Source organism: Shewanella sp. MBTL60-007 (assembly GCF_019654915.1).
Taxonomy (GTDB): domain Bacteria; phylum Pseudomonadota; class Gammaproteobacteria; order Enterobacterales; family Shewanellaceae; genus Shewanella.
In genome coordinates this window covers 89,384-108,605 of sequence record NZ_BPET01000009.1, presented here as the reverse complement: position 1 = coordinate 108,605, position 19,222 = coordinate 89,384, and the positions used below count along the sequence as shown (strand labels likewise).

14 protein-coding genes are annotated in these 19,222 nt (G+C 44.1%); 5 read left to right on the top strand and 9 right to left on the bottom strand.

Features of this window, described 5'->3' with window-relative positions; translation table 11 throughout:
* Nucleotides 1–648: 648 nt before the first annotated feature.
* Nucleotides 649–1,872: a sodium/glutamate symporter gene (gene gltS / locus K5Q92_RS04950; RefSeq protein WP_220767940.1), complete on the bottom strand. Its 1,224-nt coding sequence runs from the start codon at nt 1,870–1,872 to the stop codon at nt 649–651.
* Nucleotides 1,873–2,232: 360 nt separating this feature from the next.
* Between gltS and K5Q92_RS04945 the strand changes: the two genes are divergently transcribed.
* Complete coding sequence (locus K5Q92_RS04945; RefSeq protein WP_220767939.1) at nt 2,233–2,706, top strand: hypothetical protein; 474 nt, start codon at nt 2,233–2,235, stop codon at nt 2,704–2,706.
* Nucleotides 2,707–2,881: 175 nt separating this feature from the next.
* Here K5Q92_RS04945 and K5Q92_RS04940 read toward each other — a convergent pair whose 3' ends face one another.
* Together K5Q92_RS04940 and K5Q92_RS24205 are read right to left on the bottom strand one after the other, a co-directional pair.
* The gene (locus K5Q92_RS04940; protein WP_220767938.1) at nt 2,882–3,634 is read right to left on the bottom strand and encodes a sporulation protein; all 753 of its coding nucleotides are present in this window, start codon (nt 3,632–3,634) and stop codon (nt 2,882–2,884) included.
* A gap of 139 nt (nt 3,635–3,773) precedes the next feature.
* Nucleotides 3,774–5,999: an MBL fold metallo-hydrolase gene (locus K5Q92_RS24205; protein ID WP_259649498.1), complete on the bottom strand. Its 2,226-nt coding sequence runs from the start codon at nt 5,997–5,999 to the stop codon at nt 3,774–3,776.
* A 502-nt stretch (nt 6,000–6,501) separates the two neighbouring features.
* Between K5Q92_RS24205 and K5Q92_RS04930 the strand changes: the two genes are divergently transcribed.
* Nucleotides 6,502–7,887, top strand: coding sequence for an NCS2 family permease (locus tag K5Q92_RS04930; protein ID WP_308443572.1), 1,386 nt, complete (start codon nt 6,502–6,504; stop codon nt 7,885–7,887).
* A 115-nt stretch (nt 7,888–8,002) separates the two neighbouring features.
* On the opposite strand, the gene guaD is transcribed toward K5Q92_RS04930, so the two are convergent.
* A complete protein-coding gene (gene guaD / locus K5Q92_RS04925; protein ID WP_220767937.1) occupies nt 8,003–9,367 on the bottom strand; it encodes a guanine deaminase in 1,365 nt (454 codons plus the stop codon).
* A gap of 308 nt (nt 9,368–9,675) precedes the next feature.
* Here guaD and K5Q92_RS04920 point away from each other — a divergent pair, with 308 nt between their 5' ends.
* Both K5Q92_RS04920 and K5Q92_RS04915 read left to right on the top strand, forming a co-directional pair.
* Nucleotides 9,676–9,924: a hypothetical protein gene (locus tag K5Q92_RS04920; protein ID WP_220767936.1), complete on the top strand. Its 249-nt coding sequence runs from the start codon at nt 9,676–9,678 to the stop codon at nt 9,922–9,924.
* Between the two features lie 234 nt (nt 9,925–10,158).
* Entirely contained in the window at nt 10,159–10,644 is a 486-nt protein-coding gene (locus K5Q92_RS04915; RefSeq protein WP_220767935.1) for a cupin domain-containing protein, read from the top strand.
* A gap of 79 nt (nt 10,645–10,723) precedes the next feature.
* On the opposite strand, the gene K5Q92_RS04910 is transcribed toward K5Q92_RS04915, so the two are convergent.
* From K5Q92_RS04910 to K5Q92_RS04895, 4 genes are all read right to left on the bottom strand, one after another.
* A complete protein-coding gene (locus K5Q92_RS04910) occupies nt 10,724–11,533 on the bottom strand; it encodes a hypothetical protein (protein ID WP_220767934.1) in 810 nt (269 codons plus the stop codon).
* A gap of 312 nt (nt 11,534–11,845) precedes the next feature.
* Entirely contained in the window at nt 11,846–12,703 is an 858-nt protein-coding gene (gene yghU, locus K5Q92_RS04905) for a glutathione-dependent disulfide-bond oxidoreductase (RefSeq protein WP_220767933.1), read from the bottom strand.
* A 263-nt stretch (nt 12,704–12,966) separates the two neighbouring features.
* On the bottom strand, nt 12,967–15,036 hold the full coding sequence (locus K5Q92_RS04900) for a M13 family metallopeptidase (protein ID WP_220767932.1): 2,070 nt from the start codon (nt 15,034–15,036) through the stop codon (nt 12,967–12,969).
* 266 nt (nt 15,037–15,302) lie between these two features.
* Nucleotides 15,303–17,051 carry a DUF3859 domain-containing protein gene (locus K5Q92_RS04895; RefSeq protein WP_220767931.1) on the bottom strand — a complete coding sequence of 583 codons (1,749 nt, stop codon included), beginning with the start codon at nt 17,049–17,051 and terminating at the stop codon, nt 15,303–15,305.
* Nucleotides 17,052–17,432: 381 nt separating this feature from the next.
* Between K5Q92_RS04895 and K5Q92_RS04890 the strand changes: the two genes are divergently transcribed.
* Nucleotides 17,433–17,924: a hypothetical protein gene (locus K5Q92_RS04890; RefSeq protein ID WP_220767930.1), complete on the top strand. Its 492-nt coding sequence runs from the start codon at nt 17,433–17,435 to the stop codon at nt 17,922–17,924.
* Between the two features lie 215 nt (nt 17,925–18,139).
* Here K5Q92_RS04890 and K5Q92_RS04885 read toward each other — a convergent pair whose 3' ends face one another.
* On the bottom strand, nt 18,140–19,039 hold the full coding sequence (locus K5Q92_RS04885; RefSeq protein WP_220767929.1) for a prohibitin family protein: 900 nt from the start codon (nt 19,037–19,039) through the stop codon (nt 18,140–18,142).
* Nucleotides 19,040–19,222 lie beyond the last annotated feature (183 nt).

Genomic DNA, 19,222 nt, shown 5'->3' with positions numbered 1-19,222 from the left:
TTGTTGTAGGTCGGGCTTTAGCCCGTCATGTTTGTGATTTTCCTAGCAGGGCGAAGCCCGCCCTAGAAGCGAAGCATCCTAGGATCTAGTTTCTTCTTTGAAAGCCGAGATGGGAAAAGCCGGTTAAAAGCAGGGAAAAGCGGTGTTTGTTGTAGGTCGGGTTTTAGCCCGTCATGTTTGTGATTTTCCTAGCAGGGCGTAGCCCGCCCTAGGAGCTAGCCGCTTCTTTTAAAGCCGAGATGGGAAAAGCCGGTTAAAAGCAGGGAAAAGCGGTGTTTGTTGTAGGTCGGGCTTTAGCCCGTCATGTTTGTGATTTTCCTAGCAGGGCGAAGCCCGCCCTAGAAGCGAAGCATCCTAGGATCTAGTTTCTTCTTTGAAAGCCGAGATGGGAAAAGCCGGTTAACAGCAGGGAAAAGCGGTGTTTGTTGTAGGTCGGGCTTTTGATCTTCCTAGCAGGGCGAAGCCCGCCCTCGTAGCGAAGCGTCCTAGGATCTAGTTCCTTCTTTTAAAACGAAGCGCCCTAGGCTCTAGTTCCTTCTTTTAAAACGTAGCGCCCTAGGATCTAGTCCCTTCTTTAATAAAGCAAAGACTAAAAAGCCAGCGATAATCGCTGGCTTTTTGTTGAGCTAATTAATGTTGGTTTATAGGCTAGCCAACAAAAACCATGAAGCCTTTTAGGATCAGCGCATTGACGATATCCACAAAGAAGGCACCAACAATTGGCACGACCATGAAGGCTTGTGGTGATGGGCCAGTTCTCGATACTAGCGCACCCATGTTCATCACTGCTGTTGGAGTTGCACCAAGACCAAAACCACAATGACCGCCAGCCATAACCGCGGCATCATAGTTGCTGCCCATCATTCTAAATGTCACGAAGTAAGCAAATAGTGCCAGCACAGCTGTTTGCACCACAAGGATGATAAGTAGCGGAATGGCAAGGTCGAAAATTTCCCATAGTTTTAGATTCATTAACGCCATCGATAGGAATAGTGCTAGCGACACTGAACCTAGTACGTCAACACATTCGCTGTTGATTTTATAGCCACGGGAGATCTCGGTTAGGTTAGTAATGATCACCCCGATAAATAGCGCGTAAACGAACTCGGGCATCTTTAACCAACTAGCGCCAACAGCTTCAATAAGTGCGCTGGTCCATTTCGCTCCTGCCACGCAGAGCAACATGATAAACAGCACTTCCAGAACGCTCTTGGCTGTCACTCTGTCTTCTTCAAGCTGGTCATAGGTCACTAGATCTGGGTGGTCTTTATGGTGGTTGCCACCTATACCGTAGCTTGATACCAAGTTGTTCTTGTTGATGAGTCGCTGCGCGACAGGGCCGCCGATTATACCGCCCATCACCAAACCAAATGTGGCTGCAGCCATAGCAAACTCAAGGGTGTTGATACCATATTCACTTTGGAAGGTATCGGCCCAGGCTGCACCTGTACCATGCCCGCCCGATAAGGTGATTGAGCCTGCAATCAAGCCCATAAAGGACTCCAATCCCAATACGTTCGCTAGGCTAACACCGACTATGTTTTGGATGATGATGAACAGTGAAGCAACACCAAGAAATAGGAATACCTTACTGCCACCTTTAAGGAGTAGCTTGTAGTTTGCCGCTAAACCAACGGTGCTGAAGAACATCAACATTAAGGTGTTCTGCATCGATAGGCTAAATGCCACAGTAATATTGTTGAAATGCAATACTGTAATTAATGCTGCTATCAATAGTCCACCGACAATTGGTTCGGGGATATTATATTTTTTTAAAAGGGGAATATAACGATTGACCGTGTGGCCAATAAATAGCACTAAAATCGCGACTAGAAATGACTCTAGTTCGCCAATTGTAAAGACTGTATTCATATGACTCCTACAAAATAGAGTAAAGCGTTACTTTTTAACTATCAATTTGTTACTAAGTTTTTATTTTTATTGAGCTATTTTTGATTCTATTAAGCCTTTGTCGGCGGCATATACTGCCACACTTATTTATCTATGGGATATCTTTAAAAGAGTGAAAAATAAGCAAACTAGATTAATATTTATTTATATATTTCGAATTTATGACTTTTGTCGGCTTAAAACCGAGCAAAACACTTATTAGCTTCTGGGGAAGGGCTCATTTTTCTGCTTAGCTATAATGAATTGAACTCGTTTTTTATATTGGAAATCGCAAGATAAATCGCTTTTGATAAAGGTATTAGGTGACAGAGGAGTTTGAAAATGAGAGTAGCTGGATTGATTAAAGCATTAGCTGTATCTACTTTTTTGGCCGCACTATCTTCGAGTGCAATGGCCGAGCCTCCAGAAAAAGCTGACAAGCAGGCTCAAAAGGAAGCGAAGAAAGAGGCTAGAGAAGCGAGGAAGGAGGTCGACAAGTATGAACGCGAGGCCCGTAAAGCTGCAGACAAGGAGATGAAAGCGGCTCAGAAGGATGAGCGTGAGGCCCGTAAAGCTGCAGACAAGGAGATGAAAGCGGCTAAGAAGGATGAGCGCAAGGCCCGTAAAGCTGCAGACAAGGAGATGAAAGAGGCTAAGAGGTATGAGCGCGAAGCTCGTCAAGCTGCGGACAAGGATATACAAGAAGCTAAGAAGGATGCGCGTGATGCGAGAGAGGATGCCGACAAGTATGAACGCGAAGCTCGTAAAAGAGCGGAGGAACTAAAGCGAGAAGCCGAGAAAAAACCTATCCCTTAGTAGAGTGTAAGTCTTTGCGTATGTAGATAATGTGTGAAGAAAAAGCCAGCAATTGATGCTGGCTTTTTAGTTTACACTCTGTGTCCCGTCCAGAGATAAGTTGACACTTGCTATCGCGAACAAGCTAAAGAGTGTCGATGATAGGTTCAATTAGCTGATTTGCCGCTAATTACTTCTAACCTAGCAGCCTTTCCACATAGGGGCGAACGCTCTCTACGCTATCGCAGTGATTAGGAATTGAGATACTGCGGTAGCCATCGCCGCTAAAGGCTCTATCTATTTCAATCAATACCCCAGTTTCGGCGCCATTATCAACAAAGGTCACCTCTAGTTCACGTGCACCAAAAAAGGAGCGTGATTGAGGCTTAAACTCATACTCTTGATAGCAAGGAAGATGCGATGCAAACCCTTGTGCACGAACAAAACCTGCTTCGATATCTGATTTAAACAGACGGTAGCCGCTGTTTTCAATCAGCTCTAACACAGCTAGTTGGGTATTGGAGGGCACGATAATCAGTGGGTCTTTATCTGAGCCATCGATACCGTTTTTTATATCAAGCCCTGTTTGCAGCCAGACCTTAGCGATGCGGTGGCCAAAAAGACTTGTGGCAGGGGCTTCTGGGTGCAGGTCTAAATTAAACTGGCGGGTGATCACTTCACCCGGTTGAATCGTCTGCTTGAGCATAGGTTTCCAGCTTTGCAGTACCACACTCTTGTTGTACTTTACCTCATCGTCGCCGACTTTTTGCTCGGCTTTGGCTTCGGCCATGATGGCGAACTCAAGACCGTTAAGCTCCTGTTCGACCTCACCGCCTTTGATCACAACTTCAATCGCAAATGGTTCGCCAGCTCTAAGCTGCTCATTAAGTAAAATAGTATCGACAGTTGCTTTGCCAATACCTACGCTGGCTAAGATTTTCTTTAGCATTTCTCTTTCCTTGGAATGTGAACAAGCTTGCGCCTGACACTAACATTGAGCTTGCTTAGATTCAATATCTGTTTGTTAAATAAGCATTTTGAAGTTATTTATGGAAGGCCTATTGTGGTATAGACCTTTTAGCAAAGGGTTAAATAAACAATTGCTCGCCATTCTGAGCTATTTGCACGTTAGAAAACTTGTCGATGAACTTTTCAGCACAAAGAGTATGCACCGGTACTAACCGTTTGGCGTTTATGGTATTGGCAAACTCTAGCAAGTGCGTTGTGTAGGCATGTCCACTGGTGTGAGCGTATTGCCACTCTATTTGATATTGCTTAGCCATGTCGGAGAAAGTTGCCTGCTTATCTTGATAGCCTAGCCACATGGAATAGATAAACTGTGGTTTCAGGCCTTGTTCAATGAACACATCTAGAAATTTTGGCATTTGAGAGTTTGAAACTCTAAACACATAATCGCAGCCTATTAGTTTATCGAGATTGATATGGCGTTGACTATATTTAAGAAAATCAGTCCCCAACTGTTGCTCGATAGTTTTACGTTGAGAGTATGGGAATATAACCTTTAGGTGATCATTCTTATGCGGAGGTAAACCAGGCGCGTGTTTTTTCAATGCATCTAGTAAGTAGAGCTGGTAAAGATCGATAACTAAGGTTTTACCTGTACGCTTAGTGGCATTATATAGGCTTACTAGCCTGTCGATATTACTGCCAGAGGCCGCAACAAACGCGGGACGCTTTGGCTGTGATAGCAAGGTGACAAGCTTTTCTTCGACGCTGGCTTCTGTTGGAAACGCTTGCAAATGGCGCTCGTCTAGAGTCGTGCCTTCGATTAGCATGAGATCAGGTTGTTTAATGCGTGAATACAAATAGTTACTTACTTTAGACTTACGACCGTGACCACGAAAATCACCAGTATAAAAAACCTGCTTCTCATCCACTTCGACTAATAAACTACATGCACCAAATGCAGAGTGATCCATTAAGAAAGCCGTTATTGTAAAGGGACCAATCTGAAAGGCTTTTCCCGGCTCAAATTGCAGACAGTGTTCTAACCGATTAAATTTAAGCGGTTCAGGGTAGAACAAGTTAGTAACACTCATCATTGAGTAGCTACTGTCAGATAAGTATATTTTGGCATCCCTTGGTAAATTATCTAATAACCCATAATGATCTGGATGAGCATGGGACAAGATATAAGCTAAAGGAGGATTTGGGTCTTGTTGTTGAATATCAAGCAAGACGCCGTTTTCAATCGATGGCGTAGCTAAACTTTCGCTATTCAATGTAGCACCGGTGTTGTCCATTAATGGTGCACCGTAATCAAGTACAATACTGTGCTCGCCATGACTGATCTTAATACAACTGCCGCCAATGGTGTCTGCTCCGCGTAGTATGGTTACCGATGTCTCTTGCTGGTTATTGTTTGTCGCGGCGTTATCCCAAATACCATTCAGTTCATTACTAGATAAGAGCTTTCGGTCGCCATTTTCAGTCATTACCTGAAGAGTGATGTGATTATCGATAAGTTTTTGTTGATGAGGTAACCAACTATCTTTTTGAGTATTTTTTGGGGTATGTAAAAGTAATAATCGTGGCTCAGTGTCGATACTCAGTGATAACGTGCCCGTTGCTACATCTTTTATTGTGGATGAAACTTGTTTTCCTGCTAGCTCACAGATATGAGTTTGAACTTTGCAGGCTGTAATGTAGGCATTGATAATGTGTGGTCTATTATCTTTATTAGTTAAAAAGTTTCGATACTTAGCGATTTGTTGAATGACCTCAGGTAACCCTTGTTTTTTACGGCAGCCCTTGTTAGTTGTAAGCTTAGCCTCCCAAAACACCAGATTAGCTTGTCCTTGTGCCTGTTCAATCGTGACTAGATCTATTCGACCAGACTCAGACAGACCCATTTCCATATCGATGACATTATTATTGGCTGCCACGATTTGTTCTACGAAAGTTTTTTCTTCGCCTTTATGTTTTCTTGAACGTTCAATCCACAAGTCTAATGTCTCACCTCCAAGGAAAAGTGATGAATCTTCGTTATTTTCTGGATTTAGAATGCAGTTATCATCGCCAACTAATTTAGTGTTTTTTTGAGTAGTAGCATTTTCAAAAACATATTTAATATGTTGTTCTGAGCATAGCTCACCAGCGTCGTTAGTCACTACTTTGGCAATTGCTTGGCCTTGATGATAGAAGTTAAGGTACCCATCACGCACAGCCAGTCTAAGTCCTGTATTTCCCAGTTCCTCGCCACTTGGTTTTAATCTTAGGAGTAGCTCTTGCCACCAGTTAGGGCTTTGATGTAACTTTTCAATCGCAAATCTTCTAGCAAACTTTGTTGTCATTTTTATTGTTCTCATATCATTGTTTTAATAAGCGAGGGGCCATTATCATTGCAAACATATTTGATTCATGCTCAAAGGCTTGAGTCTGTAGCTGCCAAAATTATTCCCTTGTATATTCAGATCAAAGCGTCATAAATTAAGAGACAAGAGGTATAAATTTTCATTCTGTGATGTGTTTGTCATTGTTGAGTTTATTTGAGCCCCCAATTTGTATGCAAAGTGGGCGTTGATAGATATCTTGGCTTTCTGTAGGCAGAGTTATTGCAGCTTTATGATATTGAAGATTTCAGGATAACTCTGATATTTGTGATGCTTGTCACTCATGTTTGACCCTGCCCGTGGCCTACAATAGCGCCCCTTTCGTGAACTAAATCGAAATTGTTAATTGTCTCTTCAGAATGCATGTTCTGGGGATTAAGTGCGCGCTGCTAACGCGGAAATGGCTTTTTTACCGCCGATTTTGCCGTGGCAACAGTGAATTAAAGATGGAAATAATCTAGTTATGAGTACGCCAAGTAATACACCGCACAGCGATGTAAAAGCTGCTAATAGTGCAGCAAGTTCTAGCGATATGCCTGCCAAGTCGGGCTTATTAGAACGCTTTTTCAAACTGTCGGCCCACAACACCACTGTCTCTACCGAAGTCATCGCAGGTATTACCACCTTCATGACCATGGTGTATATCGTCTTTGTTAACCCACAAATCCTTTCTGCTGCCGGAATGGATGCCAGTGAGGTATTTGTGGTGACCTGTATGATCAGCGCCATCGGTTGTATCGCCATGGGTCTGATTGCCAACCTGCCTATCGCACTTGCACCAGCAATGGGGCTGAATGCATTTTTTGCCTTCTCTGTGGTAGTGGGCATGGGGGTTAGCTGGCAAGTCGGCATGGGCACCATTTTCTGGGGCGCGGTCTGTTTTGCGATTGTGTCCTTACTTGGGATCCGTTCGTGGATCTTAACTAATATTCCAAAATGCTTACGTATCGGTATTCCTAGTGGTATCGGTTTGCTGATCGCTATGGTCGGCTTTAGTAACGCTGGCATTGTAGTGGCAAGCCCTGCGACTATGATCACTGTGGGGGATTTAAGCTCGCTAGAGTGTGTCTTGGGGGCGTTAGGCTTCTTTATTATCGTTATTTTAGCCTCTCGTGGTATCCATTCTGCTGTACTTGTGTCGATTGCAATCGTAACCGCCATTGCGGCTATGATGGGCGATATCGAATACACTGGCATTGTGTCTATGCCGCCAAGCATCGCCAATACCTTTGGTGAGTTAGATCTAGCGGGCTCACTTGATGTCGCGCTAATGGGCGTTATCTTCTCGTTTGCGCTTGTGAGCCTATTTGACAGTTCCGGTACCATGATTGGTGTAACAGAAAAATGTGGTTTTACCGATAAGCGCGGCCGCTTCCCACGCATGAAGCAAGCGTTAATGACCGACTCTGCAACTTCTGTTGTGGGCGCCTATATGGGTACATCAACGGTCACTGCTTATATTGAAAGTTCTGCGGGTGTGGCTGCGGGTGGCCGCACGGGGTTAGCCGCGATTGTTGCAGGCCTACTGTTTATTCTGGTAATTTTCTTCTCGCCACTGGCGGCTATGGTGCCGGGGTATGCGGTTGCGGGCGCGCTGGTGTATGTGGGCATTTTGATGTCATCTGAGCTGGCAAAAATCGACGGTAAAGACTTAACCGAGTCGGCACCAGCCTTCATTACAGCGGTAATGATGCCGTTTACTTTCTCGATTACAGAAGGCGTTGCAGCAGGTTTTATTACTTACTGTGTGCTAAAAGCGGGTACTAATCGCTGGCGTGAAATTCACCTAGGTGTGGCGATAGTCGCACTGCTGTTTATTATCAAGTTTGCCTTTGTTGATGGGCATTAATCCGACACGCTTGAATGTGTAGTTTGTAAAACTGATAAACAAAAAAAGGCTCAGAAGCTTATTCTTCTGAGCCTTTTTTATATCTGGTGCAACACCAGAGCCGTCATTTTAGAGGTTACTTCTCTATCACTAACTGGCCCTTTACCCACACCTTACGGATGTTCTGGCGGTTATTGAGGGTGATGATTTTCTCAAGCTTGTCTTTAGTGCTGTCCATTTCATCAAGGATAAAGATGTTGCTGTCAGTAACTGATGTATCGACTACTAAGGCATCGAACTCAAAGCCTGCTTGGAACAAACCGACCTTAGCGTCAATCGCTTGTCCACCACCGACTGTCGCCATCCAGTAAGACTCTAAGAATGAGATACGACTATCGCTTTCGCCGCGAGTATCAGCAGGTAGGTAAGTCGAAGTACCGTCTTCTCGTACGCGGGAGTGGTTAACCGCATCAAGGCAAGTGTGGAAGATTGATGGGATTGGCGCACCAGCAAGGTCACTGCCTAGGCCGCATTTTAAGTCGTTATCTAAAATCTCGCGAGTCTGCATTGCCGCATTGGCAAAGTACATGTTTGATAACGGGCAGTGAGCAATGCTCGCGCCAGTCGCCTTAATCACCTTGTGATCATTGGGCGTTAAGAAGATAGAGTGAGCCAGAATGGTCTTGTTGGTCATTAAGCCAAAATCACTGTAGATCTCAACATCTGTTTTGCCGTACTTCTCTTGGCTATAATCGCGTGCCCAATCGCTTTCAGAGCAGTGAGTCTGCACATGGCATTGATACTTTTGTACAAGGTCGCCTAAACCTTGCAGCATTTCTGAAGTGCAACTTGGCACAAAACGTGGCGTCACAACTGGTGAAACTAATCTGTGCTCGTTGCCTTCAAGTTGCAGAACTTGCTGGATGAAATCTTCGGTGTCTATTAGGGCATCGCTGGTTGAGGCTTCAATATAAAATGGTGGGCACTGGCTGGCCTCATCCATATTTACCTTACCGATAAAGCCGCGCTGGCCTTGCTTTAGGCACTCACGAGCAAGCTCAACAGAGCTATCTTTATGAATGGTTGCAAAGTACACCGCGCTGGTGGTGCCGTTAGCCAGCAGTGACTTCACTAAGTTTGGATAGATCTGCTTAGTAAAGTTCATATCTGCAAACTTGGCTTCTAATGGGAAGGTGTAATCTTGTAGCCAATCGTAAAGGGGCAAATCTAGGCCTTTACCCGCTTGTGGAAACTGCGGCGCATGTACGTGTAAGTCAACCATACCCGGCATTAGATATTGGCTGCTGCTTAATTCAATGAGTTGCTTATTGGCAGATAATTGGCTGATCTGTGTTTGAAAGTCGGTATCTTTTTCGGTGAGGATTGCGGCGATCACCCCCTCATCATCGACAAGCACCAATGCGTTAGACGCATACTCAAAATCACCTTTCACTGGGCAATGAAAATGCTGGCCTAATACACCAAATTTAATTTCAGACATCGAGAGTAATCCATCTTAATTGTAGGGTTATACTGATTGGTATTATTGCGGCGGGAGTATTACATGGGCTGGTTGAAAGTTAATAAATTAAACCGTGATTTGTGACCAAGCTAATAGACTAAATAAGCATGCGCTTAAATCACATGCAGTTGTTTATAGCCTTCAGGCTTGAGCGAGCACTTTTGTTATTTATGCTGCAGTCTTTTAATCTTTGGCTATGATCTGTAAAGTACGCCGCAGAGTATATTTAGGGCTTGCAGCCCTGTTGTTGATGGCTGTCGTTGATAGCATAGATAAGAGTATTAAGTATGAGTGACGAGCAAAAAGTAATTGATAATCTAGACGACCTAAGACGTTTTTTAGTATCGGTTGAAACTGGTGGTTTGGGTCTTCAAGGTGTGGAAGGTGTTGGTATGGCAACCAACAATGCTGATGGTCGTCACTTTGTTGCAGTGTTTGATGCTAACCATAAACTGTTGCACGCGCGTTGGGTAACAGATGAAGTGTATGAGACTGGCAAAGAGATGGTTCGCAACGGCGTAATGGGCAAGCATTAAGCGAGCAAAGCCAATTGCTATCTCAATTGGTTACAAGGTCTATCATATAAACCCAAGGTTAGCGCCTTGGGTTTTTTATTGCGCTTTAAATTGTGCTTTTAATTGCAATGGATAAGCTGCAAAGTACCAAATTCTAATAGTGGTCGCAGTCTTTTGCCTTGTATTGGATTACACTTCCGCGCTGTTTTTATAAATACTCCTACAAAAACGTTCACAACAAAATAGGTCGTTGTAATGCAAACCGCTGAATACTTTATTGAACATCTAGAACTAGAACAACATGTTGAAGGCGGCTACTTCCGCTCATCATATCGCTCAGATCAAGAGTTTGACGATACTCGGGCGCTATGGACTAGCATTTACTTTTTATTACGCACAGGTGAGGTGTCTAACTTCCATCGCTTAACTGCCGATGAGATGTGGTACTTCCACGCTGGCGAGTCGCTAACGATTTACATGATCGATGAGCAAGGGGAGCTAACTACGGCGCAATTAGGCTTAGATTTGGCAGCGGGTGAGCGGCCACAGTTTCTGGTACCGAAAGGCTGTATCTTTGGCTCGGCGATGAACAAGCCTGGCTTTTCATTAGTGGGCTGTATGGTGTCGCCAGGATTTACCTTTGATGACTTTGAACTGTTCAGCCAAGAAACCTTATTAAAGGATTACCCTCAGCATGAGGCGGAGATTAAGCGCTTAAGCCGCTGCGGCGTTGGCAGCTAGTGATGAAACTCTAGGATATCTTTATCAGTGGGAAGGCTTATATTGATTGTTATTAAAGCCTTCCTCACTTATGTTTAGCTTAGAAGTAGTATGAAACCCCAAGTTCGACTTTATGGTCATTATCAATTTCAGATAAAGTTCCATCAGCGAATTTACCACTCTGGCCTGCCTTAGCATCGCTACGGGTATAAGTGTGGCTTAACTCTGTCCACCACTTGCCATTGTCACTAATCGGCATACCAAATCCTGTTTTGACTTTAAAGATGTTGGCCGATAGCTTAGCGTTGCTGCCACTTTTACTTGGCTTTCCGTCAAGGTGCATGAATTGCGGCTGAATAACCAAGTATTTACCCAAATCACCGAGTGCAATAGAGCCGAAGAGGTTGAGCTGATAACCGCTTAAGTCGACGCGGTTACCGGTACCTTGTTTAGCCTTGCCCTTAACATAAGCGACGTTAGGGTAAAGTGATAGTGCTTGCCATGGTGTAGGTATTTTGGCAATAGCGCCAAGGGCAACAATATCGCTGCTGGTATCGGCATTAGTGCTTTTCCAGTCTTTCATATAGTCAACAGAAAACCCCGCTTGTGGCAGGATATCGCTGCCTGTATCTAACACTTGAAAGTAGCGTAGGCGTGAGTTCTGGGCTTTTTTTCCTAATTGATTATTTTTGGTCGTAACACCATGTTCAACAAGGCCAATAAAGTTATTACCTTCAGAATAGTTGCCAGCTAATCCTAGCATGCCATTGAGTTTACCTTCGTTGTCTACTGCTCCATAGGCAAAAGAGTTAACTGCAGTTAGATCCGATGGATCTGGTTGAGCGTCATTGGCCCATGCTGCGCCAGATAAACTGATAGCCAGAGCGATAGTTAGAATAGCTTTGTTCATAAGAACTCCTAAAAGTCATATTTGCCAATGGCCTTAAAACGACAAGAGATACAAGCGTATAGGGCTAAGCGTTAACGGTAAAAAGCCATTGTATAAATATGCTTTGGCTAGACATCACTAGGAGAGTTAGTTGATTTTAATGAAGCTGCTATATCTGGAAGAAATGGGGAGAGATTAAGTTTTAAAATAGCTTAATTTTTAGGTTTTAATGCCCATGAAGTTGGTTAATAGCGCAGTGACTTAGCGAATAAGTCACTGCGCTATTAATTATTGAGTAAAAGTGATGCGTGGAAGTGATTGTTAGCGTCGTTTTTAAGGTTGTTTCGCTAGCACCGCATCTATATCGGCGGCGCTGTGGCGCTCTTTTAGCTGTTCCCATTCTTCGCCGAATGTTCGGTTAACAATGCGGCCACGTTTTACGCCATCACGCTCACTTATCTGCTTGGCCCAGCGCTGCAGATGAGGGTAACTTGCGACATCTAAAAACTCGGCAGCATCGTATAAGTTGCCCAGAACGAGATTGCCATACCAAGGCCAGATAGCGATATCGGCAATACTGTACTCATCACCGCCGATGAACTCATTGTTAGCAAGCTGTTTATCGAGCAGGTCCAGTTGACGCTTGGCCTCCATGGCAAAACGGTTAATTGGATACTCGAACTTTTCTGGTGCGTAAGCATAGAAATGGCCGAAGCCACCACCCAAGTATGGGGCTGAACCTTGCAGCCAAAATAGCCAGTTCATCACCTCTGTTTTAGCGGCAAGCTCTTTTGGTAACAAATGGCCAAACTTTTCGGCTAGGTATAGTAAGATATTACCGGACTCAAATACCCGAATAGGACTATCGGCTGAGGTATCGATTAGGGCGGGGATCTTTGAGTTTGGATTGATTTCAACAAAGCCTGATGAAAATTGCTCGGCTTCGCCAATGTTGATGAGGTAGGCATCATATTCAGCTTCTTTTACACCTTTAGCCAACAGCTCCTCCAGCATGATAGTGACTTTTTGGCCGTTAGGTGTCGCTAAGGAGTAGAGTTGTAATGGCTGTTTTCCCTTAGGTAACGCTTGCTCATATCGTGCGCCGGCTTCTGGACGATTGATATTGGCCCACTGGCCACCATTTTGATTATCCATGGTCCAAACTTTTGCGGGGGTATATTGCTTTGTCATCTCATGTCCTATCGGTATTAGTGCGTCAATCTCAGCTATTAGAGTCGAGCTCTTTGCCTGCTCTTGGTTCGCTGCATTGGGTGGAACAATATAGATATAGGGTCGTTCTAGATTTTTAAAACCCTTATCGATATAACCATTTCATCTGCTAGAGATGCATTAGGAATATTAGATAGGGAATAAAAAATGCCAGTCAGCGAGCTGACTGGCATTCTGTTTAGCTTAGTTCTGAAACCTATCTAAATAGGTTTCGCCTAAGCGTATTACCAGATGCGTACGCGCTGATCTTCAGGTAGATACAATGCGTCACCTGGCTTAACATCAAACGCCTTGTACCAAGCATCATGGTTACGTGGCGCTAGCGCGCGGTAACGACCTGGTGCGTGAGTTCCAGCACGTAGCTGGTTAAGCATGCTTTGCTCTGTGCGTTTTTCCTTCCACACTTGTGCCCATGCGAGGAAGAAGCGTTGGTCCCCTGTCACACCGTCAATTACTGGCGCTTCTTTACCGTTAAGGCTTAGTTTGTATGCGTGGTAAGCCATGGCAAGGCCACCAACGTCACCGATGTTTTCACCTAGGCTGTTACGGCCGTTAACGAAGTTATCGGGAATAGGCTCGTACTTGCTGTACTGTGCGGCAAGTTGATCCGCTTTGGCTTCAAAGGCGGCGCGATCTGCATCGGTCCACCAGTTACGCTGGATACCGTTGGCGTCAGATTTCGAGCCTTGATCATCGAAACCATGACCCATTTCATGACCGATAACCGCACCAATACCACCGTAGTTGACCGCTGGATCGGCATTCGGATCGAAAAACGGCGGCTGTAGGATAGCGGCAGGGAAAACAATCTCGTTAAACGAGCTGTTGTAGTAGGCGTTAACGCGCTGTGGTGTCATACCCCAACGGTTACGGTCTGTTTTCTTAAGCTCTTTAGCGACGCTATCGGCATTAAAGAATTGACGTAGATTTTGAATATTACCAACAAGGTTGTTGTTAGTCAGTTCTACACCATCAAACTCTTGCCAAACATCTGGGTAACCGATTTTCGGGTTAAATGCGGCAAGCTTAGCATGGGCATTCACCTTAGTTTCGGCGCCCATCCAGTCTAAGTCATCAATACGCTCACCCATGGCGGTACGTAGGTTTTCAACCAGCTCCGCCATCTGCTTTTTAGATGACTCAGGGAAGTAACGCGCCACATAGACTTTACCGATGGCAAAGCCTAAAGATTGAGTGCCAGACATTTCAGAGATCGCACGCTTCCAACGTGGACGCGGCTCCTGCTGACCACTTAGGGTTTTGCCATAGAAGGCAAAGTTAGCTGCGTAGATATCTTCAGATAACAGGCCAGCGTTGTTACTTACTGTGTGGAAGGTTAAGTAATCCTGCCACACATTCAGTGGCTCTTTGTTGACTAAGTCAATCATCGCCTTAACAGGATCAGGTTGAGAGATGTTTAGCTGTGGTACTTGGTAACCAGTCTCTGCGAAGTAAGCATCCCAATCAAAACCTGGGTACTGTTTTGCAAGATCTGCACGCTTAATTTGGTTTAGGGTTAAATCACGGTTACGGCGCTTCTCTCGTGGCCACTGACCTTCAGCCATCTTAGTCTCTAACGCTAAGATCGCTTCGGCACGGGCTTGACCATCTTTAATCCCTGCAAAGGCGAGCATTTCAGCAATGTGATTAACGTAGGCTTCACGGATTTTTACAAAACGTTCCGCATCTTCTAGGTAGTACGAGCGATCGGGTAAACCTAAGCCGCCTGCACCAATCGACATTTCGTATTGATTTGGGTCTAGGCGGTTAAACCACATGCCACCATAAATTGGTGAGCTAGCTCCGGTGAGCCAAGATTGACCGAAAACCTTGGTTAAATCATCGGTGTTTTTAACGGCTTTAATTTGATCTAGGGTACCTTGGATTGGCTTGATACCGAGTTTGTTGATGGTATCTGTATCCATATATGACTGATAGAAGTCAGCGATGAGTTGCTCTTCGGCATTTAAATCACTGCGGCTAGCGATGTCGTCGATGATCTCTTTAACCTGTTTTTCACTGCGTTCTGCAAGGCCGGTAAAGGCACCGAAGCGGGTCTTATCGGCTGGCATCACATAGTTGTCGTACCAAGTACCGCTGGCGTACATAAAGAAGTCATCACCAGGTTTTACCGCTTCATTACGCGCGCTTAAGTCTACGCCGAAGCTGCCGAGTTCGGCTTGAGTATTGGCGGTTTTAGTGACTTCTGTTTTGGTTTCGTTACTTACGTCTGATGTACCACAGCCACCTAGAAAGGTGGTGGCTAAGGCAATAGCAATTAAGGACTTTTTCATTTTTATGCTTTCTTCCTTGTCAAAAGTTATTATCGTATTTAACGGACTTTATTCTGATATTTTTAATAAACTTTTTCTTATTGTTAACATAAGCTATCTTCTAGAATCGTTATAAAATGTCAACATTTGAATTGTTAATAAGTATTGTTGGCTCTGGAGGACTCAGGACTTTCGATACTCCTGATTAGGCCGTTGGCGGGAGTTAATTAAGAGAAAGCCCGCTCGAGTCGGGCTTGAAAAGGTGTTTATTATAAAACGCTTAAGCGCTATTGGCTTAAACAGTTGCCGACCTGTTGTGGATTAAGATCAGTCGCTTGGATGTATTGGCTGCCCATACAAGCAGTGTAGCCGCTAAAAAAGGCCTTTAGTTGCTCGTTAAGGTCTGGATTTTTGCTTGAATGCTGATTAATGGCTTTTAATGTCACTTGCTGGCATTGCTCTTTATATGGTTTCAAGCTTTGTGCACAGCTATCGCTATCATCAAATTGAAAACATGAGCGATATTTCTTCTCACCACATAGATAACGCTCCCCCTGAGTGACTAGACTCATTAGCGTTAATCCTTGCTCCACGACTCTGCTTTGCTGACTGTTTAGTTCAGGCTTTTCATCCATATTGACCAACATGAAAGATTTTTTGGCCACAACGGCATCGCGATAAAGGAGTTCCAATGTCCAGCGCCCTGTGACTAGCTCATGGGGCTCACCGAAATACCACATGGCCAGATTACGGTCATGCTTGAACATGGTGTCGGTCCAGCTTGAACTGGTAAAGCCTTTGCCGCTTTTCGGGTCGACTATCTCTGGGTGAGTCATACGCACCGTAATCGGAAATTGATTTTGATTGGCAAGGCTAGAGTCGACTTTTCCTGACTTGTCCTTTGGCAGGCTAACCGCGTACCGAAAGCCTATATATTGGCCGAGATTCGGCATCACTAGCTGGCTGCCAGAGACATGGTATTGATTACCGTTTTGAGTAATGGTGCCACCTTCAACAATGCTTACCCGTGGTGATAATAAGTTAGAGATAGCCTGTTTATTTAGGCTGTTATTGGCCATCGAAACCGGTGTGCCTTCTATTGAGAGTATCTTTGGTAGATGTTGCTCATTTAAGGTCAGTTGTTGCAGGGGGTTATTGAATGCAACGAGCTTCTCGAGTTGCTTGAAGGAGGAGATGTCTAGCTCTGTAATGCGATTGTTATTCAGTTCTAACTCGGTTAATGGTGCGTCATCACTGAATTGAATGTCATCAATTTGGTTGTAATCGGCTTTGACTTTAATCAGTAGCGGATTATGGCTCAGCTCTAACCGTTTGAGCTGGTTATTTCTGACTGTAACGACTCTCAGTTCGGGATTGCTGCCGAGGTCGAGTTCAGTAAGTTGGTTGCCTGACAAATAGAGGTGGTTGAGCTTTGGGTTATTCGACAGATCGATTTTTTTGAGAGTACCCACCGATAGATTCAATGTCTGTAATTCTGGATTACCTGATAGGTCAATATCGGTCAGTTGATGGCGACTTAGGCCGAGATCTCTGAGTTTGGGTTGCGCTGAAACGTCTATGCTGGTCAATGGCAATTTATAGGCATAGAGACTTTTGAGCATAGGGTTCGAACTAACATCCAGAGCGTCGATGTTATTGCCGGAAACATTAACAGCAATAAGTTGTGGGTTGCTAGAAAGATCGATATGGCTCAGTAAGTTATTGCCGATAATAAGACGGTTTAGATGCTCAAGCTCGCTGATATCTATGTCAGTGATTTTATTATCCAGTAATACTAGTGCCGTTAGCGCAGGCATGAAGCGAACCTCATCAACACTGGTAATTTGCTGGCCATTACAGCTAAGCTCAGTGATCTGATCTAGCTCTTCTATACCATTTTGCTGTACGCACTTTGCAAATTGCGGATCGTTAAATTGCAACTCACTCACAAGCTTAGGGGCTGGAGTGAGGGCGCAGCCGCTTAGGGTCAATAGGGTTGAGCTTAGTAAGGCGATGGTTAACTTCGATGATCTCATTGAGTCCTTGTCCTTTATATGCAGTTCTTGATTGCGAGCAATCGCCATCTAACCAATTAGATATATTTAGCTGGGGGAAATTAGCATAAAGTCCACTTGAACTCATATAGGTATTATTAGTACTGGTTAGACTGAATATTTGTTTTATTTAAAATTTAGCTCACTGTTATAAAAATCTTTTTCGTCAATATAACGTTAAGGAGATAGTTATCTATCGTAGGCGATTGGCATAATGTGCTCATTACTGCTTGTTATTTAGTATTTTTTATTTGTGTGACTTTAGAGCTTGACGTATACATCTTTAGTGGTAGTATGCGCCAAAATTTTGACTCGATGGAATGATAGATGAGAATACTTAGTTTACTTTTACTGATCGCACCTATGACTGTATCTGCATCGACTCCTTTTGGCATTGCGTGGGGGGAGGATATCGGCAAGTATGGGAAGGTGACTAAACTTCAGGATTACTGTGAAGTTAAAACGGATCATTTACCTAAAAACAATTCTATCGCTAAGTTGTACAAGCTCGTTCAAATTCCCGAAAAAGGGTTAGTGAAAGTGGTTATGAGTACGCATGATTATTCGGCTCATGGGGTTAGCTTCAAAAGCGATTTTCATGAAATTAAAGATTCACTCATTGATAGCGGTTATCAAGTTATAGATTTTACCTCTGGCGAGCTGAGTTCATATCAATGTGTCTTACAGGGGCGTTGTAATGGTAAGCGTTGGGTGGCGATTGACTCTGATGGGGTTAGAGTCACTCTAGAGCAAAAGATGAGGGGGCGTGACTCCGCCTTTATTAATCTAAAATTTGAAACACAAACGTTTCTTAATGTAGAGAAGCAGCTAATAGCTAAATTGCAAAAAGCGTAAAGGTAGTTAGAAGACCAAGATAGGCTCGCATTTTATGAATGTAGATTATTCTAAATTGGTCTGGTGCAGAGTTGGACTAACTAGCCTTTCATTATTGACTAAGTCTTAAGCTTATCTCGTCAGCAGTTTTCATCGAATCATGTTTTGGTTAGTGTTCACTCTAGATACATAACGCAGGTGAGTGGGGATTTCACTCACCCGTTACTTAAGAATAGCTATTCTTTTGACCTTGCAGAATCTCTAATGTCCATTATCGGCATGGCACCTTCACCCATCATAGTGCTGGGGAGTTTACCGTCCCAAGCTTGCGCTTCTGTTAACTTTACAATAAGCGGATTGTTTTTAAGAGCCTTAGCTTTTGCTTCGATAGCCTCCGCTTCCGCTTTACCCTTTAACAGAATTGACTGAGCTTCGGCTTCGGCAACTTTAAGGATGCCTTTTGCTCTTGCGTCGGCAGTGTTTACAGCGCGAAGCGCCTCGAGACGTTGTCGTTCAAGCTTGTGCTCTTCGGCAGCGGCAAGGTTTTTTTCAGTCTGCTTTATCTCAATTGAGTTAATGTACTTTTGTGGCAGGATGATATTTTCAATTTGAATGTTATCAACAATAACAGGAAAGCCTTCCATCTCTTCGGCTAGGCGGCGCTCGATGCCTTGAATTGCACTGGCCCTATCTTGGATTAACTGTTCGGCTTCAAATTGTGGAATGGTATCTTTAGTGGCGGAACGAAAGCGGGGATCGAGAATTCGCTGCTCAAATTGTGTCAGACCACCATAACGCTTAAAGAGATCTAATGCGGCTTCTTTATTTACAGTCCAGTTTACACTGACCTCTATGGTCACCGGCATCTGCTCTTTGGTACTCGATGCCATTTTCTCGGCATTCTTTCGTGTTCTTACCTCGATCATCTCAACCGTTTCAATAAATGGGATCTTAAAATGTAATCCAGGGTTTTGTTGATCTTTGGCTTCCCCAAAGCGCTTTACCACACCTACATGCCCTTCAACCACGATGAAGTAGGAGTTGAAGATGGCGATGATAAGCAAGATGAAGGGTAGGGCTTTAGCCAATGAAAGTGCTTTGAATAATTGAGTTAATTTTGATTTTTGCTGCAGCATTTTGATGTCCTTTCTAAATATGCGCTGCAAAGATACCAGTAAATGTAAAGTGAGTGAAACATTTGTCTGTCTTTTGTTGCGAATGGGGGCCAGCTTGAGCAAAAGGAGGATACTAAAAAAGGGAGCTTAGGCTCCCTTTTTGTGATCGATTAATCAATGTATGCTTGATTAACTGATACTTGC